A 20,699-nucleotide genomic window follows, 5' to 3' on the forward strand; every position below is an offset into this window, starting at 1 on the left:
ATCGTAAAACAAAAAAACTTTTACTATAATTTCTCAAATTTCAAAAATAAGTGAGCATAAGATGGATGCAAACAAACAAAAATCACTAGACTTAGCAATCAAACAAATAGATAAAGCATTTGGTAAGGGTGCTTTAATGCGTCTGGGAGATAAAGAGATTGAACCTGTTCAAGCGATCTCTACAGGTTCTTTAGGCCTTGACCTTGCTTTAGGTATTAACGGTGTACCTCAAGGAAGAGTTATAGAAGTTTACGGACCGGAGAGTTCAGGTAAAACTACTTTAGCACTACAAATCACTGCTGAATGTCAAAAGAACGGCGGAGTATGTGCCTTTATTGATGCGGAGCATGCTTTGGATGTTGTATATGCAAAAAATCTTGGTGTGGATATAGACAACTTACTTGTATCTCAACCCGATTACGGTGAGCAGGCTTTAGATATTGTTGAAACAGTGGCACGTAGTGGTGCAGTTGATCTAATTGTTGTTGACTCTGTTGCAGCACTTACACCGAAAGTAGAGCTTGAAGGTGAGATGAATGATCAGCAAGTGGGTGTTCAAGCACGTCTTATGTCAAAAGCATTAAGAAAGCTTACTGGTGTTCTTAATAAAATGAACTGTACAGTTATCTTTATCAACCAAATCCGTATGAAAATCGGTATGATGGGATACGGTTCACCTGAAACAACTACAGGTGGTAATGCTTTAAAATTCTATGCATCTGTAAGAATTGATGTTCGTCGTATAGCTTCACTAAAACAAGGAGAAGCTCAAATAGGTAACCGTGTAAAAGCGAAAGTTATTAAAAATAAAGTTGCTCCTCCATTCCGTCAAGCTGAATTTGATATTATGTTCGGTGAGGGGATCTCTAAAGAGGGTGAACTTGTAGACTACGGTGTGAAACTAGACATAATCGACAAAAGTGGGGCATGGTTCTCTTACGGTGAAACAAAACTCGGACAAGGTCGTGAGAACGTAAAACTGAAGTTTAAAGAGGAGCCTGAACTAGCAAAAGAGATCGAAGATAAGATCAGAGTTGCAATGGGAATGAGCTCTCTAATGACTATGGATACCTCAGAGATAGCTGAAGTAACAGAGGATGATTCATAGGTATAAACTAAGATTTAACCAAATTTCGCTAAAATTGCACAATTAAATATACTAAAAGGCAAATATATGTTTATAGATGATGTAAGTGCAATAGAAGTTATGGATTCTCGTGGTAATCCAACTGTAAAAGCTACAGTGAGACTAAGCGACGGTACAGTAGAGAGTGCAGTTGTACCGAGTGGAGCTAGTACTGGTAAACGTGAAGCGTTAGAGCTTCGCGATGGTGGCGATCGTTATATGGGAAAAGGTGTATTACAAGCAGTTGAAAATGTAAATACACAAATTTCTGACGCATTAATCGGAATGAGTCCATACAACCAAGCTATCGTTGATGCTACAATGAAAGAGCTTGACGGAACTGATAACTATGGAAACTTAGGCGCAAATGCAGTTCTAGGTGTATCTATGGCTGTAGCTCGTGCAGCAGCTGCGAGTTTAAATATCCCATTATACCGCTACTTAGGTGGTGCTAACGCTATGGTTATGCCTGTACCGATGTTAAATATCATCAACGGTGGTAGCCATGCTGATAACTCAGTTGACTTTCAAGAGTATATGATTATGCCTGTTGGTTTTGAAGATTTCGCTGAGTCTTTAAGAGCATCTGCAGAAGTGTATCACAACCTCAAAAAGATTCTAAAAGATAAAAATCATAATACTGCACTTGGTGACGAGGGTGGTTTTGCTCCGGATCTAAGTTCAAATGAAGAGCCTATCCAAGTTATTATGGAAGCAATTGAGAAAGCTGGATATAAAGCAGGTGAGCAAATTGCTATCGCTTTAGATGTTGCTTCAAGTGAACTTGTAGTAGATGGCGGATACAGACTAGAGTCTGAAAACAGAACAGTTAGTTCTGAAGAGTTAGTAGCTTACTATGAAGATCTATGCGCTAAATACCCAATCGTATCTATCGAAGACGGTCTAAGTGAAGATGATTGGGATGGTTGGAAAATCTTAACTGACAGACTTGGTGATAAAGTACAGTTAGTTGGTGATGACCTGTTTGTTACAAATGCAAATATTTTAGCTGAAGGTATCCAAAAAGGTATCGGTAACTCTATCTTAATCAAACCAAACCAAATCGGTTCTGTAAGTGAAACAATGTTAACTGTTCGTCTTGCACAAAGAAATGGTTACAAATGTGTAATGTCTCACCGTTCTGGAGAGAGTGAAGATGCATTTATTGCAGACTTTGCTGTAGCACTTAACTGTGGTGAGATCAAAACAGGTTCAACTGCACGTGGTGAAAGAACTGCAAAATATAACCGTCTTTTAGAGATCGAAAACGAAGTTTTTTACGGTGAGTATTTAGGTTCTACACTTTTTAACTAAGAGTTTGTTATGCAAAATGAGGAACTTTTTGAAGAGATAGATAATGAGCAGAATGTTGTTCAAAGATATCTGGGATTGTCTTTAAAAAAGTTCTTTATACTTGTATTTCTAGTAATAGCTTTTGGTATATATTTAGGTATTATCCTCTATGGGACTAACTCCGTAGAGGTTTTGCTTAATCTCCAAGATTATGAAACTTATTTACAAAATGAAGTTGTCCGACTCAAATCTGAAAACGCTGAACTGCAACGTGAATATTTTGAACTCAAAGAGATTTCTGCGCAGTAAAAGTTAGATTTGTGATATAATATTTACAAAAAACAGGCTTTTGATAAATGTATAGGTATATTCTTCTTTTTTCACTTTTATTTTCTACCCTTTATTCACGAGAAAACCCTTTTTTCCCAATTGAATCTGATGATATCCCTCTTACAACAAATCAACTGGAAAAAGATACTCCTCTTAAACGTGCAAGTATGAAACTTCCTTCAACTGCAAGAACTATTGAGAGTGTAACTGTTAGTTATAAAAATCTTGATGGAAGTATTCAGGAAAAAACAATCGATCTGCAAAACAGTATAGATTGGCATTTGCCGGTGTTTATTACGCAACACTATCAAGATGAAAAAGTAAACAGTGTTCAAAAAACAGAAGAGATAAAAAGTAAAAAAATCTTTAAAGAGATCGTTTCACTCCCTTTTATAAAATTTAAAATATATAAAAATGAGATAATACTAGTTACTAAAGATAAAATGCTTAGAAAGTTTTTACTAGTAAAACCTCAAAGAATAGTGTGTGATTTCAAAAGAGAGACAAGCATTAGAAGTTATGTAAAAAAAATTCATAATGAAGATGTTACACAAATTAAAGTAGGTACCCATAAAGGGTACTATAGAGTTGTAATTGAGTTAGACGGGAATTATAGATATAAAGTTACTTCTGAGAAAAATGGATACCGTTTTACCCTTAATTGAGATGGATTAAATGAAATATATTATTTTTATTGCTCTTTTTTTAACAGTTAGTTTATTTGCAGATGATAATCTGAAAAAAATGAGTGTTAAAGAGAAGAAAAAAAGGTTTTATTCTCTTGTAATACCTGTAGTTGATAAAGTTTATGAACAAAGATACAAGCTTTACGAAGATGTTAGCGAAGAGTTAAACAGTAGTAAAAAAAGTGTTCAAATTGAAGAACTAAAACAATACTACAAAGTAGAGACGGATCAAGAGTTACTGATGTCTTTAAAGCCGCAACCGAAAAGCATGGCAATAGCTCAGGCTGCAATGGAGAGTGCATGGGGGACTTCCCGCTTTTTTAACTTGGGAAATAACCTTTTTGGAATGTGGAGCATAAGTTCTAAAGAGAATAGAATAGCAGCAAATGTGAAAAGAGACAACAATACAACGGTTTGGGTAAAGAAATATGATTCGTTAGAGGAATCAGTTCGCGGATATTATATCACCTTATCCAAAGGGAAGCAGTATAAAAAACTGCGTGAACTTAACTATAACACTGATGATGTTTACGAGGTGATTCAAGGTCTGGATAGATACTCAGAACGTAAAGAGGCTTATGTAGATGAAATAGGCAGTATTATAAGATACAACAAGCTGACAAAATATGATAGAAAGTAAGAGTAGTCTGTTATAATGACATCAATGGAAGAGATAAAACATTATTTAAGTACACATGAAGACACAGAGATGCATCCATCGGAGATCGCTAAGCTTTTAAAAGAGCTAAGTGATGACGAATTTAGTGAAGCTATTAAATTTGTCCCTAAAGATCTTGTAGGGGATGTAGCACTAGCATTACCCGATAGATATTTTGAAGATGTTGTTGAAAACCTAAGCGTTGATGACCTTAGTTATGCCGTAACGGAACTGGAATCGGACGATCAGCTAGAGTTTATGCAGGAACTTGAAGATGTTGATGAAAAAGTAGCAGCTGAAGTTTTTAAAAAGCTTGATGAAGAAGATAAAGAAGAGATTGAAACACTTCAAAAGTATGATGAGGATGAAGCCGGTGCATATATGCAGCTGGAGGTATTTACATCTTACGAAGATGAAGTTGTTCAGGATGTGATCAAAAGATTTGCACGTCTTAGAAAAGAGAATGAACTCGAAAACGTACAAAATCTCTTTATTGTTGATAGAAGAGATAAACTACTTTATACGGTAGGACTCGATGAGCTTTTAATATTTGACTTTACAAAAACAATCAAAGAAAATATAGTATCGAGTGAAGATTCGTTTGAGCCGAAAATTGCGCGTGATAATGAGGATATCAAAGAAGTTGTTCATTACTTTGAAGAGTATGATCTCTCTGTTATGCCTGTTGTAGACGGTGATGGAACACTTCTTGGACGTATAACGTCAGACGACATTTATGATATCATTAATGAACATGCAACTGAGCAAATGTATCACTTGGCCGGGGTCGATGATGATGCAGAAGAGGATGAAGATGTCTTAAAAGCGGGAAGAAAACGTGCTTCGTGGTTAGGTGTAAACCTTTTAACAGCAATTGCAGCTTCTTTTGTGATTGGAATGTTTGAACAAACACTGCAAAGTTTGGTGGCACTTGCTATTTTGATGCCGATAGTAGCATCTATGGGTGGAAATGCCGGAACACAGACGCTTACGGTTGTTGTACGTCAGTTAGCCTTAGGGGATATCTCCAACGGGGATGCTTTGAGGATACTTAAAAAAGAGATTTTTATTGCACTTATGAATGGACTTATTTTTGCTATTGTTATGGGAATGATAGCATGGGTTTGGTTTGATATAAGTATGTTAGGGCTTGTAATAGGGCTCAGTATGATTATAAACCTGTTTATGGCAGGTTTTTTTGGTGCCGTGGTACCACTTGGACTAAAGATGTTAAAAATAGATCCTGCGATCGGAAGTACGGTAATTTTAACTACCGTTACAGATGTGGTGGGCTTTTTTAGCTTTTTAGGCTTAGCAACATATATTTTATTATAAAGAGGAAATAAACACTTGGATCTATTGATACTGTTTTTCTTGTTATCGGTTGGTATATCGTTTTTATGTTCAGTATTAGAATCAGTACTATTATCTATTAATATGTCATTCGTGGCAGTATTGGAGAAGGAAAGACCTGCTGTAGGAAAAATACTTCGCGTGCAAAAAGAGAATATTAACAAATCTATTGCATCTATTTTGATTTTAAATACTATAGCAAACACTTTAGGTGCGGCGGCAGTCGGTGCACAAGCAGCAAAACTGTTTGGTAATGATGCTGTTGTATATGTATCTGTTGTTCTTACATTTGCAATTTTATTTTTCTCGGAAATTATTCCTAAAACTATCGGGGCGATTTACTGGAAACAGTTAGCTCCAATTGCGGCTTATTTTATTCGTGCATTTATCTGGTTAACATACCCGATTATTATCTTTACATTAGCTGTAACAAACAAAATCTCTAAAGGGAAAACTGATGCTCACTCTATGACAAAAGAGGAGCTTTTAGAGAGTATGCTTATGAGTGAGGATGAAGGTGTCATTGATGAGAAAGAATCTGATGTAATTGAAAATATTTTAAAGCTTCGCGAGATCAAGGTTTCAGAAGTTTTAACACCTAGAAGCGTTATCTTTGCGCTAGATGAGACGATGACTATTAAAGAGGTTATGGAAACTCAGCCTGCTATCTTTAAATTTTCACGTATCCCAATCTATAAAGACTCTATAGAAGATGTAACCGGGTTAGTTCTGACTAAAAAGATCTTTAAGCAGGCACTTAAAGATGACACTGTGTATCTTAGAACAATTAAAAAAGATATCTTTGCGATCAATGAAAACATCCCTGTATCAAAAGCACTCGATCTGTTTATATCTAAAAAAGATCATATGTTCTTGGTTCGTGATAATTACGATCAAACTGAAGGGATTGTAACTCTGGAGGATTGTGTTGAAACAATTTTAGGGGTTGAAATCATGGATGAAAGTGATACGACTGAGGATATGCGAGAGCTTGCAAAACGTAAAATGAAGCTCAAGCGAAGGTTAGAAGAGGAGAAGTGACTTCTTATTCCTCTTTTTTTACATACCCGGAATTCTCGGAATTTTTCCGAGTTTCGAATTACGACAATAAAATCCCCACCCTTTTTTAAGCCAGTGACCGATAAACGGCATTGGGAACATAAAGGCACGTTTCTCATCTCTATAGACAAATGCAGCACCGTCACCGCTATCCATTACACATAAGATATTTAGATGCTCATTGTAGCCTTTAAAGTCAAAACCGCCGTTATCTCTTTGGTCAATATTATGTACAGCATTTTTTGCCATTACTTCAGCTATATGACCCTGTTTTGCACGCCATTCATAACCCTCTAAGGCTGCAACGTCACCTACTGCATATACATTTGTCATTTCGCCGTTTTCATCAAGTACACAAGAGTAATCGTCAGTTTTTACAAATCCTGCTTCATTTTGTGGAAGATCAGAGTTTTTAATCACTTCATGACCATCACCTGCAGGGATAAACATTGTAAAATCAGCTTCAAGTTTACTCTCATCTTCAAACACTACACCATCCGCTTCAAAGTTTGTGATCTTTTTGCCGAACTGTTTTTTTATACTTAATCTTTTGAAAAACATATCCATTGTATCGAGAGCTTTTGGTCCCATACGTTTTCCCGGTTCAGCCATCGGTGCAAAAAAAGTGAGTTCAAAGTTTTGGCGAATCCCTTTTTGTTTGAGAAGGTTATGGACATTAAACATCAATTCAAATCCAGGGCCTCCGCGAACTGCAGAAGTGTCTTTCGGATTGCCTCCAAATCCCATGGCAATCTTTCCGCTCCCTTTTGCGATCAGTTCGTCAAGCTTATCTCTGATTAGAAGAGACTGTTCAGGTGCTCCACATATTGAAAGAGTGTTTTCAACACCTTTAGGTTTCATTTTTGAAGCTCCTATAGCAAGGATGAGATAATCATAATCATCAAGTACTTTCCCGCTTTGAAGAGTGACTTTGTTTTCTTTGTACGAGATAGATGAAACACTATCGATGATGAGTTCAAAACTGTGTGCCTGTTGCAGCTCTTTTAGATCTACACACATATCTTTAAACTCTTTTTCTCTTGTTGGGACCCATATAGAAGTTGGATAGATGTAAAAATAATCTCTGTCACTTACAAGTGTAACTTCGTACCCTTTTTTTCTTAGGTGAGCTGCTGCATCAACTCCTGCAAATCCTCCACCAAGAACTAAAATCTTTTTCATCTTATACCTTTCAGAAACTAATTAAATAAAGTTTATCTAAACTTATATAAAAGATAGCTTTTGCTTATAGATTACTTTTTGTTGATAAAATATACAGCTACCATACTGATAATACCACCAATTATAACATGAATTTGCATAGGCTCACCTAGTAATATAGCAGCACTAAAGAGGGCAAAAACAGGGACTAAGAACATATAAGAACTGGTCTTTTCACTTCCAAGCTTGCCACTGGCGATAAAAAAGATGGTTGTTGCTATAGTTTGTCCAAATACTGCAAGGTAAATCATAGAAAGCCAAAATTTTAGGTCCTGATCAAATACGACCATCAGATCGGAATCATAGGAGTAAAAAAACATAAACAGTGTCGCTACTACAGAGATGAAAAAGCTGTAATGGATCGGATGGATATGTTTTTGGGAGTGCTGCGAAAGTACGGTTACTCCCGCCCATATAGTTGCACAAAACAAAAAGTAGAGATTTGCCGAGTTTAAAAAGAGACTAAAATCGTTAAGTTGTAGGAGTATGTATCCTCCTACAAGACCAAGTAGCAGGCCAAAATATTGTCTCGTTTGGAGTTTGTTACGAAATAAAATCGCTACAAGTAAAAATGTCATTATCGGACTGAACGTGGTAATAATTACACTTCCTGCACCTGCTAAACCATACTTGATTCCGTAAAAAGATGAGAACATAAAACTTACATTGAGTACAGAACTAGACATGATATATTTGAGTGAGTCTTTGTTTAATACAAGAGGTCTTTTAAAGAATATCAGTATCGGTATAAAGGTAAGTGACATAAAGAAAAAACGCCAAAAAACAACTACGTCCATAGGAAGTTCATATGTGAGAACTTTGAGTGCACTCCAGCCGCTTCCCCATAAAAACATAGCCAGAATCATCAGCTTATTCATAAAAACTCTCTTTTCATAAAGTGGCTTAGGACATACAATCCCCAGATATGTTGTTTAAAAGTACCGCGTTTTGCAGTGGCTATGTAGCGCTCTAAAACATCTTTTTTAAACATGCCTGTTTGTTCATTTACCTCTTCGATCAAAGAGATTTTCCCACTTGAGATGAGATACTCCATATAAGGGTTAGAGAACCCTTTTTTCTTTCTGTTGATGATAGTTTCTGGAAGTTTATTTGCCATCGTTTTTTTCAATAGGGATTTTGTAACAGCGTCCCTGTAACGAATTATTGGATCGATGGAAAATATAAGTTCCGTAAATTTATGATCTAAAAACGGTGTACGTGACTCTATTGAGTGTGCCATTGAGATCCGATCGAGTTTTGTTAGGAAATGCTCACTTTGAAAATGATTAAGATCGATATAACTAAACCAGATCGACTCATCCTTATGGGCTGAGGCTTCATAACGATTTCGATACGCCTGAATATATCCCATACTCTCACCATCACGTATATTTCGGCGAAGAAGTTGGTTTTTTTGCATATCGGTAAACTTTTCACTACTGCATCGAAATACCACCTCATTCTCAAAAGCACGTTTGTACCACTCCCACTCACGGTTCATCGAAAAGTTTGAGCGGAAATATTTTTTGAGCCAGTTGGCATGGTAAAGTCCTTTTGCCTTTTCAAGCTCAATATACTCAAAATATTGTCTATAGCCTAAGAAAAGTTCATCACTCCCTTCACCGCTGAGCACAACTTTATAGCCATCTTTTTTGACCTCTTCAAGTAGGATGTAAAGGGGGATCGCGGCAGGATCGTTTAGGGGTTCATCAAGTGCATAGAGCACAGGGTCAAAACTCTCGATAAACTTCTCTTTAGTAGCAATGACCGCTTTATTGCGAACCCCTAAAAGTCTTGCACTCTCTTTTGCCTCGTCAAGCTCGTCATATTTTCTATACTCTTCAAATCCTAGGGAGTAGCTGAGCAAGTCTTTGCCGCTGTTTTTAGCATAGTAGTTAATCGTAGCAGAGTCTATTCCTCCGCTTAGAAGTGTAGCCATAGGCACTTCACTGCCGCTTAAACGCAGCTCTATTGATTCTTGGAGTAACTCTTCGATCTTTGCAATCGCTTCTGTTTCACTTGTAATAATATTTGGGGTTGTATCCAGTAGATCAAAGTAGCGTTTTACCTCCACTGTGTCATTTTTAAAAACAAGGTACTCACTAGGTGCAAGCTTTTTTATCCCTTGAAAAAAGGTGTGTGGAGATGTGGGTGCAAGATATGTGAGATAACTGAGCATCGCATCTTGATTGAGCTCTTTGTTTTTTAGAAATGGCTTGAGTGCTTTGAGTTCAGATGAAAAATAAAAAGCCTCTTTATTGTGCAGATAAAAAACAGGCTTTTTCCCGAGACGATCGCGAAATAGGTAGAGATTGTCCCCATCTTTTAAAGCTATTGCAAACATTCCTCGCAGGTGTTGCACAAAGTTTACACCCCATTTTAAATATGCAGCGAGAATTACCTCTGTATCGCCCTCTGTTTGAAACTTAAAATCAAGCTCTTTTTTTAACTCCTGAAAGTTATAGATCTCACCGTTGAAAGATAGTAGAATATTTTTATATTGTAAAGGTTGGTTACTTCTGTGGTGGGTATCGTTAATGCTTAAACGCTGGTGTGCAAAAAAAAGGTTTTTCTCTTCGGTAATACCGCAAAAATCAGGTCCGCGGTGAGCAAGAAGTGCAAGGGCTGAGCGAGCCTGTTTTTGATTGTATTGGCCTAAAATTCCAAAAATTGCACACATTATCTAAAAAATCCTATTGTTAAGTCGTTTGGTATATAATCTTCGATGTATTTTACCCTATTTACCCCTAAAGAGCAGGCAATTTCCTCTATAAATTTTTGATCGAGATAATTAAAAGTTTCACTATCCCGTCCAACCAAGCAGTTAAAGAGAAACCCTTTTCGAGCAGAGTTGTAACAGTTTTGTAAAAACATCGTAGTCTCAAACTTTGTCAGTATATTTAACGCCCCGCTGCAAACAATGTAATCAGAGACTTGCGGAGCACTTTTGATTAAATCTTGTCGGATGATCTCCTGAGCTGTATTTTCTCTAGCAATTAAGACCATCTCTTCTAAAATATCAATACCGGTATATTTCTTCGGTTTATAAGATAGATAGTTATAAAAATCCCCAAAACCGCATCCTACATCTGTAAGGGTATAGTTATCGATATCGTTTGGCAGAAGTTTTATGAGTTGATCGAAGCGTAAAACCTGATAAAGTTCAGAGTTCCAGTTTAAACCTTTTGCACTCTGTCCATGTTTTTTAATGGCATTGGCATAAAATTTTTGATTGTCGATTGTAGGCATTGATCCCTGCTTTGATTGTAAAATACTTAATTTTTTAAGATAAATATTGTTCACGAAAACTTTAAAAGAATAATGTGCAATAATAACATAAAAAACAAGAGGAAAAAGCATGGCAAAAGAGAGAATAGTATTAGGTGGTGGATGCTTTTGGTGTGTTGAAGCGGTATATAGAAACGTTAAGGGTGTTTTATTTGCAGTCAGCGGCTATACAGGTGGTGCACGTCCAAATCCTACATATGAGAACGTTTGTTCAGGTGCGACTGGTCATGCCGAGATCGTGGACATTGCTTACGATAATGAGATCATTACGTTAGAGGAGATTTTGGATATCTTTTTTGCAGTACACAATCCAACTACACTTAACCAACAAGGTGCCGATAAAGGGACGCAATACCGTTCTGTAATATACTATGCCAATGATGATGAAAAGAAAATTATTGAAGATTCAATCACAAAACATCAAGCAGATTTTAGCGATCCTATTGTAACTGAAGTGAGCCCGTTAGGTGATGTATATCCGGCAGAAGCTTACCATCAAAACTACTATAATTTAAATCCGATGCAAGGGTATTGTCAAGTGGTGATTGCACCGAAACTACAAAAGTTTATGACCTATTTTCCTGAGAAACTAGCCTAATATAGGCTCATCTTTTTGCGATATTACACCCTCTGGAGTATCTAGCGTAATCTCTAGATAACAGCGAAGATACTCAGAAGTAGTGAGAGGTGTGAAATTCTTATCTTCAAAAGCGGCTTTTTTTGCAGCGATGATTACGTTTTCTAAAAGAGAACGTGCTTCATCTATTTTGTGAGCACCGCGAAGTTCATTTTCAATAAATATTTTTATCTCTGTAGAGATTTTTTGGCTAAGTAGAGGATGCTCCTCTAAGAGTAAAGCATGATCGATTGTATTGTTTGCTTCTATAACCTCTTGGATAGAATCACGGGCAAGTTGCAATAACACAGAACGACTCATATCTTACTCCTTTACTTCTACCTCTTTTTTCTCTTTATAAATATTTATAAGCTTGATAATTATCATAACAGATATAACCTGAAACAACGCCGCCAAGATAAACGCAAAGTAGTGCAGTTTATCTATAGAGTGAGCATTGAAAGCAAGTGTAGCCATTGCAATTAAAAGAGTCAGAGGCATAGAGTGTGAAAGCCCCATAAGTACAGAATCTACAAATCCAAGATTTTTAATAAATACCAGCGAAGCAATAACACGCATTAGGATCATAACGCCTGTGATCACTAGTGCTTTTACAACCAATCCATCTATAAAGAGTGCATCAAGATTAAAGATTGTCCCGATGTGAATAAAAAATATAGGGATTAAAAATCCAAAACCGTAAGAGGAAAGTTTTTCAGGAAGTTCATGTTTGTGCTCAAAGAAACTAGGAATAAAGATACCCGCTAGAAACGCTCCAAATGCGAGTTCAAGATCAAGATAAAGCATAGCACCTATCAAAAGGAAAAAGATCCCCATAGATAAACGGATATCCTGCTCCTTATTGTCTTCATGCGGCATAAGGGCTGTCGAGATTGCAGGGAACCACCAAAATACAAGCTGCATTGCACGAAAAACAAGAAACATGATAAAGATAAATACAATAAGTGCAAAGATAGTTTGAAAAAGTCCCAGTCCTATCCCTGACTGTAGAGCCGCAGAGGTGAGGGTAAGGATAAAGATAGAGGCAACTTCTCCAATTCCACCAACCGTCATGGAGAGCTCAAGCCAAGAGGTTTTCCCGTACTCTTTTGAGAGGGAGGCTACAAGTCCCACCGAGATAAGTGGGAGGAGCACCATAAAGACGTTGCCTAGATCAAACTGAAATGAAAAAGCGATAGAAAATGCATATAAAAAGACGAGGTATAGAACAGTCTTTTTAATAATACTTGTAGGGGTTTTGAGAACATTTTTGAGGTTGATCTCAGTCCCTGCAATAAACATAAGGTATAAAAACCCAAACTCCGCTACAAGTTCAAAGAGGTGTTCGTCGTGTATAAGTCCAATATATCCGAAAATAGAACCAAGAATAATCTCAATTGGGGTTGTAGGGAGTTTTACAACACGTGCAATAAATGGAGAAAAGATGATGATAAGTGATATTGTTATGATTAAAACAACATTATCACCTACACCATGAGTCATCTTATTTTCCTACTTTTGTTGCTACTTCAAGATGTAGAGATTTGAGCATCTCCAGATCTTTATTCATCTCACGACCTGCAGTTGTAAGATAGTTACCGATAACTATCGAGTTTGCACCGTATTTAAAGATCTCCGTTTGTCTCTCACCAAACATCAATTCACGTCCACCTGCAACCATGATACGCTCGGCATCAGGGAGTGTCTCTCGTGTTAGTTTTATTAATTCTAACGCTTCTTCTATTTTTAGAGGATTTGGCTGGAGTTCAAGTGCCGGATTGTGATGGTAAAAGTTTATTGGTACACTTGTAGGGTTTAATGCTTTAAGTGAAGCGAGCATACTTTCACGATCGGCTTGCGTTTCACCAAGGCCGAAGATCCCCCCGCTGATAAGTACCATTCCAACTTCATTAACATTTTGACATGTTTCAAAGCGCTCACTCCAAGGGTGAGTTGTACAGATTTGCGGGTAAAACGCTTCACTAGTTTCTAGGTTATGGTTATACGCTTTAATACCCGCTTTTTTTAACTCTTTTAACTGTTCAACAGAAGCTGTACCGTTACATGCGATGAGACGAAGCTCAGGTGCAACTTTTTGCACCTCTTTGGCAGTTGAGCATACAAACTCTAATGTTTTGTCATTAAGCCCTTTATCAGCCGTTACCAGACAAAAACCAAGTGCTCCGTTATCACGAGCTGCGATCGCTTCTTTTTTGATCTCTTCAATAGGTTTTTGTTTATAACGTTCAATATCAGCTTTATATCTGACACTTTGAGAACAAAATTTACAATCCTCTTTACATGTACCGCTGTTAATATTACAAATAGAGCATAAAAAGATCTTTTGATTCACTTTATTTCCTCGTATAGGAGAACTCTTTTTTGAGTTGAAACTCCTCTTTTTTCTTTCTTGTGAAATATTTTACATCAAACTGCTCAGGTGTTACCTCTAATAGGACACACTCTGAAAGCGGTTTGTTTCTTGCACACACTTCGCCCGGATTGAGATAGAGTGTTTCTCCCTTATATTCTACACTAAATTTGTGTGTATGCCCAAAAATTACCACTTCGGTATCGTTAGACATATAAAAAGGGAGGTGCATTAGTTTAAACGTTGTGTTAGCAAGTTTAAAATAGTTTGGTTCCTGAACTAAGTTATACCTGTTATGCAGGTGCACCAAATGAGCATCGTTGTTCCCGTATACGGCAACATACCGTTTACCTGTATGCTCTAAATAGTCCAGCATCTCCTTCTCGACTATATCACCGGCATGGATAAAAAATTCAGCCCCTTTTTCCAAAAGCATATCGATAGCTTTAATAGCACGGTTTGTTTTGGTATGGGAATCAGAAATAATACCTATCTTTACGGATGTTTTTGAAAGTTTTGAGGTTTTATTTCTGATCAATCTCTTCACGAGGTGTTTTTGTCTTACATTTAACACACTCATATACCTCTTTGTTTCTAAATGTACGTGGAGCTAGTACGCCGTCACAGCCATCTTGTGTACACTTAATAGTTGTCGGTTCAAATTTTGAAATAAACTTACAATCCGGATAGTTTTCACATCCCCAGAATGGCCCACGTCTTGAGTTTTTCAGGCTCAGTTTTCCTCCACAGTCCGGACAAGGAGTCTCACTCACTTTTTCCTCAACCTGGATACTTTTCGTATTTTTACAATCAGGGTAGTTCGCACATGCTAAAAATTGACCGTTACGACCGTTTTTAATAACCATGTCGCCACCACATTTTTCACATTTGTCTTCTGCAACTTCCTCTTTCTTCTCTACTTTGTTGCCCTCTTCATCCACTTGTTCAGTGTATTTACATTTAGGAAAGCCGCTACACGCAACAAACTGACCGAAACGTCCTGAACGAAGAAGAAGCTCGCTTCCACATTTAGGGCAGTTACGTCCAAGTGGTTTTGCCATTTTCAGTGAAACGATTTGCTCTTTACCGTCTGCGATCTGCTGCATAAACTTATCGTAAAAATCGATAAGCAGTTTTTCCCAGTCTATATCACCCTCTGCAATCTCATCGAGTTGTTCTTCCATATTTGCAGTGAAGTTGATATCTACAATGTTTGAGAAGTGTTTTTCCAGGATCTCTGTTACTGTAAAAGCGATTTCAGTTGGAACGATCTGCTTTTTCTCAATGCTTACATATGTTCTGTTTGTCAGTGTTGCAATTGTAGGTGCATATGTAGATGGACGCCCGACACCCTCAGCCTCAAGTTTTTTAATCAGGCTTGCTTCAGAGTAACGTGAAGGTGGCTCTGTAAAGTGCTGTTCCGGCTTGATCTTCTCAATCTCTGCAGTATCACCCTCTTTTAAAGTTGGAAGCAGTTTGTCTTTATCTTCAGTCCCTGTTACTTTATAGAAACCTTCAAAGATCAGTTTTCTACCGCTTGCACGGTACTCGTTTTCATCTCCTTTAAAGATGATCGATTGTTGCTCAAACACTGCATCTTCCATCTGACATGCCATAAAACGATCATAGATCAGACGGTAAAGTTTTAACTCATCAGCTTTAAGGTATTTGCTTGCTACTTCAGGAGTAAACTGCAGCATTGTAGGACGGATAGCTTCGTGAGCTTCTTGTGCCCCTTTTGCTTTTTTCGTGTAAACTTTGGCACTTTTCGGAAGATATTTTGCTCCGTAGCGGCTTTCTATAATTCCGCGAACAGCATCAACTGCTTCTTTTGCAAGGTTGAGTGAGTCTGTTCTCATATAAGTGATAACCCCACTTGTCCCGTCTGGTGTCTTTACACCCTCATAAAGTGCTTGTGCCAGCATCATTGTCTTTTTCGGAGAAAAACCGAGTTTTGAAGAAGCTGTTTGTTGCAGAGTTGAAGTCATAAACGGTGGTGGAGTTGAACTTTTTCTCTGTTTTGTTTCAATCTTTGCAATTGTAAAGCTGTCGTTTTTTACACTTTCAACTATTGCAGATGCCTGATCTTTATTTTTAATTGTAAGTTTTTCTATTTTCTCATTTTTATGTTTGATGAGATTTGCTTCAATGTTTGTTTTAAAAGTTGTATCTATGCTCCAGTATTCTTCAGGAACAAATGCTCTGATCTCTTTTTCACGATCAACTACAAGTTTTAAAGTTGAACTCTGTACACGACCGCCGCTTAAACCTTTTTGGATCTTTGAACTTAATAACGGAGAGAGCTTGTAACCAACAATACGGTCTAGTAAACGGCGTGCTTGTTGCGCATTTACCATATCCATATCTATTTTACGAGCAGACTCAAGTGCATGTTTGATAGCATTTTTCGTGATCTCGTGAAATACGATACGCGGCAATTCCTGCGGATCTTTTTTGATAGCGTGGGCAATGTGCCACCCGATAGCTTCCCCTTCGCGGTCCTCATCGGTCGCGATATAGATAGTATCTGCTTTTTTGGCTTTCTCTTTTATCTCTTTTACAGTTGGAGCATTCTCTTTTGCCACAGAATATTTTGGAACGATAGTATGAGTCTCTTCATCTATCTCAATACCAAAACGTGATTTAGGAAGATCTCTAATGTGACCTTTTGATGCAATAACATCATAATCTTTCCCTAAAAAGTTTTTGATAGTTCTAGCTTTTGCTGGTGATTCGACGATAATTAAGTTCAAATATAATCCTATATAATATAGTATAGTGTTTTCAAGTGCGAAAGTTTAGCACAAAAAGTTTAAATATAAAAAAAGTGAAAAAAAAGATAAAATTTTCTAAAGTTATTTTTTTAGGTGTCGATTTAGTTAACATCTAGGGCAAGGAAGCCTGAAGATAAACTTTAAATTACAAGAGCGAAAGGCTCTTCCATAGAAAAGGATTTATTATGGGTTTTAGAATTAATACTAACGTTGGTGCAATGACTGCACACAGAAATGCTACGTTAAACAATGTTCAATTAGATAACAGTTTAACAAAACTTTCTTCTGGTTTAAGAATTAACAAAGCTGCTGATGATTCAGCTGGTCTTGCTATTGCTGATAAACTAAAAGCACAAGCAAATGGTCTTGGTCAAGCAACAAACAATGCAAATGATGCGATCGGTCTTATCCAAACTGCTGACGGTGCATTACAAGAGTATACAAATATCGTTCAACGTATTCGTACACTAGCGGTTCAATCTGCCAATGATACTCAAGACTCTGCTTCAAGAAGTTATATTCAGACTGAGGTTAACCGTCTTATCAGTTCTGCAAGTTTCATTAATACACAAACTAAATTCAATGGTAAAACATTATTTACTAATAGTAGTTTTACATTCCATGTTGGTGCGTACTCTGGTGAAACAACTAAAACAACAATTGATTCTATGACTGCATCAAATGTAATTGGTACTGCAGGTGTTTCTACTCAGTCTGCTGCTGAAGCTACAATCTCAGCGATGGATTCTGCACTTGGAACAATCGATACATTAAGAGCAAGTCTTGGTGCTGCACAAAACCAACTTGAATCAGTTATCAGAAACGTTACAACTGCACAAGTAAACGTAACAGCTGCTGAATCTCAAATTCGTGATGTTGACTTTGCTGCTGAGTCTGCAAACTTCAACAAAAGAAACATCTTAGCACAATCTGGTTCATATGCTATGAGTCAGTCTAATGCTGTTCAACAAAATGTACTAAGATTATTACAGTAGTTTTAATCTACAGTATTAACCTACTTTTCACTGGGAGATCTTCTCCTAGTGATGCTCTACAGACTTTAAAAAGTTCTCCAAAAACTCTTCATAGTATGTTACAACACGTGTTAATTGTGTAACAAGCAGTTTATTTAATTTTTTGATATGTCTTTTTGGATTATCAATCTCTTTCGTATTTATAAAGTCAAACAGATATCCGCTTATCATTTGAATATAAAGTGTAATAATATTATTCGTATCTTTTGCTTCTTCAACATCATGTTCTGTCAGTATATCTATAAACAATCCTAAAAGATCGTAGTGATATTGGTCTATAGAACTAAACTTAAGTGTTTTAAATTCCTCTATACGTTTTAAGATGTTTTTTGCATGTATAACACGTTGTTCTATATCTTGATATTCCTCTTGAGTAAGTCCAATATCAGAGGCATCTTCAAAAGTTGCTTTTAAATCTTTAAAGAGTTTTTGTTTATCAAGAACCGGAAGTGACTGAGGATCGAAATCTTCACTTTTTAGTGGCGTAGTATTTGAGATGTATGCCCCGTCTGAAAGGTTAAAAGAGTGTTGATCATCTTTTTGGAGGTTTCGTACTATTCCTTTAATCTCCATAAGTGAAGCGATAAAGTGTGGAGTAGTAGGAATTTCGTCTAAAAAGTTTCCTTTAGTTGAAAGAACCGTTTCATGATAGTTAATATCCTCTTCTAAATCGAGTTCATGCTTAATATCAAGTGCTTTACTATGGAGATGTCCTTCAAGGTGTGTTTGCCCTGTTTCAGCATCCAGCGCCATATCAAGACCAAGCGTATAGATCTGTTTTGCTCCAAAATATATAGATAACACATAACTCATAATACCAACATTTGAAGCTGTAATATGTCCATAATTTTTTTTGATTGAAGCTGCCGCTTGGAAGATGTACATATTCTCTTTTTTGAAAGCTTGTGCAAATTCAGGGTATGTGAAAGAGGCAAAAAGAGTAATACTTTCGTCAAAGAACTCGATAGAAGAGACCTTTTCAAGGTGTTTCATACTTGCTTCAAATCCATCAACATGGATGATAATGTCTGGCTTTATATTATTTTTCTCCAATAAGCCTAAAGCAGCACTTACGGCAATAATAATAAACTGTCCCTTATTCTTTTTAACCCATTCTATATCTTTTTGTAAAGAGGGACCTGCCCCAAGAACTAAGATAGGATTTGTATGGAAAATGGAAGCTTTTTTTAATCCATTAATACTGACAAACTTATATTGTTCTTTGAGATATTCCAATGGTCTTAGATATACCTGCATTACTGCCGAATGAGGGAACTTCAGGTAATCTTGAGAGATGATAGCACTATGCATAATCTTTAGTTTTTCTGTTGAATGGCTCAAAAGAGGGAAATATTTTAGATAGTGGTTATATACAGGCATTGTACGTAAGAAAGAGTAAACTTTATATCTGAATGCTTCTTCATCGTCAAAGATAGAAAAGATGATTGTTACGCCATCATCTTTAAGTAGTTGATAGTCTGTAACATAGAGTGATAGATAAAACAGTTCAAGGTCATCTTCTACTATAAAATATGTAGTAGCATGGATTTTTTCATGCACTTTTATAAGGTGTAGTCCCAGTCCAACACCCATAAAGATAAACTTGTAAATCTTTTTCATAGTTGTTGTTTCTTTTGAAGCATACTGGTTCGTATAATGTACGATCGGAGCAATAGTTGAGAGTGAAGAATCTACGATATCCATCTCTTCATACTGCTTTAAACTCTCCTCTGAAAATGTTAAGTCTCTAAAAGTTTCAAAGAGGTTGTCTTGTTTTGAATAATCTATATTTTTAGCAATTATTTCGGCATGTTTGTCACTATTAACACCGTAAAGCCATTTTCCACTCTCTATCTCTTGGACATCAAAATATCCCTCTTTTGTATATTCTAAATTATACTTTTGTGTGTAGTAACCATTGGCGATTGCATTTTCAAAAGCCATTAATTTCTCATATAGAACGGGTACTTCTTTTTGAAAATATAGTAAATTTTTTTGAAATTTCTCTTGTGCTTCTTGTTCTATGAGTTGATTATCCATTCTGTTCCTTTAGTAGAAGTTCTGCAAATAAAAAGTCGATCTTTGTATCTATATCGATTGAGTGTTGTTGCTCCATCTCGTAAGCGAAAATATTATTTTTTAGAAAAAAGCTGCCGTTTTCTAAAAATTTATCTATTTTGGCAATATATATTGCACCGTTGAGCCTGTAATATGTCTCTAAATCCTGACTCCGTTTGTTGAGCACTTCCTCGTTTAAAAAATGTTTCATTGACTTATCTTCCGATAGTGTATTGCTCCAAAGAGGACTATGCTCCATCTCACAAACAGAAATTATGCCATCAGCATCTTTGTTTATGAGGAGTTTTATCGCCTCATCTATATCCTGAGCCGTTCTTAAAGGACTTGTAGGTTGGAGTAAAACAATGTAGTCATATTCTTTTGAGTTCTCTATCGCATGTTTTAGCGTATCAAATGTAGTTGCCGTATCACTTGCCAACTCTTGCGGGCGAAGAAGTGTTGCCGCTCCGTAGTTTTTTGATAGCTCTAAGATCTCGCTATCATCACTGGAGACTAAAAGAGCATCTAGATACTTACTTTTTTGCGCTGCTTCAATGCTCCATCCTATCAGCGGTTTGCCTGCCAAATCTAAAACATTTTTTCGGGGCAAGCGTTTACTACCGCCTCGTGCAGGAATTACCGCTAGAAAAGTTTTCCCATTAAGCATTAAAATATCTCATTGTATATATTGAGTATTTTATTTTGTGTTGAAAAAGTTCTTTATTTTTACCGATTAATCGTAATGCATTCATGCAAAGATTATAGCAAAAAAGATACCACAATATTTTGTTAAAGAATTTAATAAAAGTGTCGATATGATCCCTAAAGAATA

Annotated in this window: 20 protein-coding genes; 9 read left to right on the forward strand and 11 right to left on the reverse strand. The window is 36.6% G+C overall.

Annotated features, from left to right (window positions below; genetic code table 11):
• The first annotated feature begins 61 nt into the window (after positions 1 to 61).
• The 7 genes from recA (at position 62) to FJR03_RS00570 (ending at position 6,487) form a co-directional block, all read left to right on the forward strand.
• The gene (gene recA, locus FJR03_RS00540) at positions 62 to 1,108 is read left to right on the forward strand and encodes a recombinase RecA (RefSeq protein WP_193113737.1); all 1,047 of its coding nucleotides are present in this window, start codon (positions 62 to 64) and stop codon (positions 1,106 to 1,108) included.
• Between the two features lie 66 nt (positions 1,109 to 1,174).
• A complete protein-coding gene (eno, locus tag FJR03_RS00545) occupies positions 1,175 to 2,440 on the forward strand; it encodes a phosphopyruvate hydratase (RefSeq protein WP_193113738.1) in 1,266 nt (421 codons plus the stop codon).
• A 9-nt stretch (positions 2,441 to 2,449) separates the two neighbouring features.
• Positions 2,450 to 2,728: a hypothetical protein gene (locus FJR03_RS00550; RefSeq protein WP_193113739.1), complete on the forward strand. Its 279-nt coding sequence runs from the start codon at positions 2,450 to 2,452 to the stop codon at positions 2,726 to 2,728.
• 47 nt (positions 2,729 to 2,775) lie between these two features.
• Positions 2,776 to 3,414: an AMIN domain-containing protein gene (locus FJR03_RS00555; protein ID WP_193113740.1), complete on the forward strand. Its 639-nt coding sequence runs from the start codon at positions 2,776 to 2,778 to the stop codon at positions 3,412 to 3,414.
• 10 nt (positions 3,415 to 3,424) lie between these two features.
• The gene (locus tag FJR03_RS00560; protein WP_193113741.1) at positions 3,425 to 4,075 is read left to right on the forward strand and encodes a glucosaminidase domain-containing protein; all 651 of its coding nucleotides are present in this window, start codon (positions 3,425 to 3,427) and stop codon (positions 4,073 to 4,075) included.
• A gap of 24 nt (positions 4,076 to 4,099) precedes the next feature.
• On the forward strand, positions 4,100 to 5,428 hold the full coding sequence (gene mgtE / locus FJR03_RS00565) for a magnesium transporter (RefSeq protein ID WP_193113742.1): 1,329 nt from the start codon (positions 4,100 to 4,102) through the stop codon (positions 5,426 to 5,428).
• A 15-nt stretch (positions 5,429 to 5,443) separates the two neighbouring features.
• Positions 5,444 to 6,487 carry a CNNM domain-containing protein gene (locus tag FJR03_RS00570; RefSeq protein WP_193113743.1) on the forward strand — a complete coding sequence of 348 codons (1,044 nt, stop codon included), beginning with the start codon at positions 5,444 to 5,446 and terminating at the stop codon, positions 6,485 to 6,487.
• 18 nt (positions 6,488 to 6,505) lie between these two features.
• On the opposite strand, the gene FJR03_RS00575 is transcribed toward FJR03_RS00570, so the two are convergent.
• The 4 genes from FJR03_RS00575 to FJR03_RS00590 all read right to left on the reverse strand — a co-directional run bounded on the left by FJR03_RS00575 (position 6,506) and on the right by FJR03_RS00590 (position 10,975).
• Positions 6,506 to 7,687 carry an NAD(P)/FAD-dependent oxidoreductase gene (locus tag FJR03_RS00575; protein ID WP_193113744.1) on the reverse strand — a complete coding sequence of 394 codons (1,182 nt, stop codon included), beginning with the start codon at positions 7,685 to 7,687 and terminating at the stop codon, positions 6,506 to 6,508.
• Between the two features lie 71 nt (positions 7,688 to 7,758).
• Positions 7,759 to 8,604 (reverse strand): DMT family transporter, encoded by an 846-nt coding sequence (locus FJR03_RS00580; RefSeq protein ID WP_193113745.1) that lies wholly within the window; start codon positions 8,602 to 8,604, stop codon positions 7,759 to 7,761.
• Positions 8,601 to 10,406 carry an asparagine synthase (glutamine-hydrolyzing) gene (asnB, locus tag FJR03_RS00585; RefSeq protein ID WP_193113746.1) on the reverse strand — a complete coding sequence of 602 codons (1,806 nt, stop codon included), beginning with the start codon at positions 10,404 to 10,406 and terminating at the stop codon, positions 8,601 to 8,603. The genes FJR03_RS00580 and asnB overlap by 4 nt, the downstream gene beginning before the upstream one ends.
• Positions 10,406 to 10,975, reverse strand: coding sequence for a class I SAM-dependent methyltransferase (locus FJR03_RS00590; RefSeq protein WP_193113747.1), 570 nt, complete (start codon positions 10,973 to 10,975; stop codon positions 10,406 to 10,408). The genes asnB and FJR03_RS00590 overlap by 1 nt, the downstream gene beginning before the upstream one ends.
• A gap of 109 nt (positions 10,976 to 11,084) precedes the next feature.
• Here FJR03_RS00590 and msrA point away from each other — a divergent pair, with 109 nt between their 5' ends.
• Positions 11,085 to 11,612, forward strand: a complete 528-nt coding sequence (gene msrA / locus FJR03_RS00595; protein WP_193113748.1) for a peptide-methionine (S)-S-oxide reductase MsrA — start codon at positions 11,085 to 11,087, stop codon at positions 11,610 to 11,612.
• Here msrA and FJR03_RS00600 read toward each other — a convergent pair.
• From FJR03_RS00600 to topA, 5 genes are read right to left on the reverse strand one after another with little or no spacing between them, the layout of a single operon-like run.
• The gene (locus tag FJR03_RS00600) at positions 11,604 to 11,951 is read right to left on the reverse strand and encodes an AMMECR1 domain-containing protein (RefSeq protein ID WP_193113749.1); all 348 of its coding nucleotides are present in this window, start codon (positions 11,949 to 11,951) and stop codon (positions 11,604 to 11,606) included. The two genes, msrA and FJR03_RS00600, sit on opposite strands and share 9 nt — an antisense overlap.
• Positions 11,952 to 11,954: 3 nt before the next feature.
• Positions 11,955 to 13,133: a cation:proton antiporter gene (locus FJR03_RS00605; protein WP_193113750.1), complete on the reverse strand. Its 1,179-nt coding sequence runs from the start codon at positions 13,131 to 13,133 to the stop codon at positions 11,955 to 11,957.
• 1 nt (position 13,134) lies between these two features.
• On the reverse strand, positions 13,135 to 13,983 hold the full coding sequence (locus FJR03_RS00610; RefSeq protein ID WP_255524250.1) for a biotin synthase: 849 nt from the start codon (positions 13,981 to 13,983) through the stop codon (positions 13,135 to 13,137).
• 1 nt (position 13,984) lies between these two features.
• Positions 13,985 to 14,539: a YfcE family phosphodiesterase gene (locus FJR03_RS00615; RefSeq protein ID WP_226962140.1), complete on the reverse strand. Its 555-nt coding sequence runs from the start codon at positions 14,537 to 14,539 to the stop codon at positions 13,985 to 13,987.
• Positions 14,526 to 16,754: a type I DNA topoisomerase gene (gene topA, locus FJR03_RS00620; RefSeq protein ID WP_193113752.1), complete on the reverse strand. Its 2,229-nt coding sequence runs from the start codon at positions 16,752 to 16,754 to the stop codon at positions 14,526 to 14,528. The genes FJR03_RS00615 and topA overlap by 14 nt, the downstream gene beginning before the upstream one ends.
• Before the next feature lie 206 nt (positions 16,755 to 16,960).
• Here topA and FJR03_RS00625 point away from each other — a divergent pair, with 206 nt between their 5' ends.
• On the forward strand, positions 16,961 to 17,770 hold the full coding sequence (locus tag FJR03_RS00625) for a flagellin N-terminal helical domain-containing protein (protein WP_193113753.1): 810 nt from the start codon (positions 16,961 to 16,963) through the stop codon (positions 17,768 to 17,770).
• Between the two features lie 45 nt (positions 17,771 to 17,815).
• Here the strand turns inward: FJR03_RS00625 and FJR03_RS00630 are convergent, their stop codons facing one another.
• Together FJR03_RS00630 and FJR03_RS00635 are read right to left on the reverse strand one after the other, a co-directional pair.
• Positions 17,816 to 19,849 carry a motility associated factor glycosyltransferase family protein gene (locus FJR03_RS00630; protein WP_193113754.1) on the reverse strand — a complete coding sequence of 678 codons (2,034 nt, stop codon included), beginning with the start codon at positions 19,847 to 19,849 and terminating at the stop codon, positions 17,816 to 17,818.
• Complete coding sequence (locus FJR03_RS00635) at positions 19,842 to 20,534, reverse strand: acylneuraminate cytidylyltransferase family protein (protein WP_193113755.1); 693 nt, start codon at positions 20,532 to 20,534, stop codon at positions 19,842 to 19,844. The genes FJR03_RS00630 and FJR03_RS00635 overlap by 8 nt, the downstream gene beginning before the upstream one ends.
• Between the last annotated feature and the right edge of the window lie 165 nt (positions 20,535 to 20,699).

Source organism: Sulfurimonas marina (assembly GCF_014905095.1).
In the GTDB taxonomy this organism is placed as follows: Bacteria; Campylobacterota; Campylobacteria; order Campylobacterales; family Sulfurimonadaceae; genus Sulfurimonas; species Sulfurimonas marina.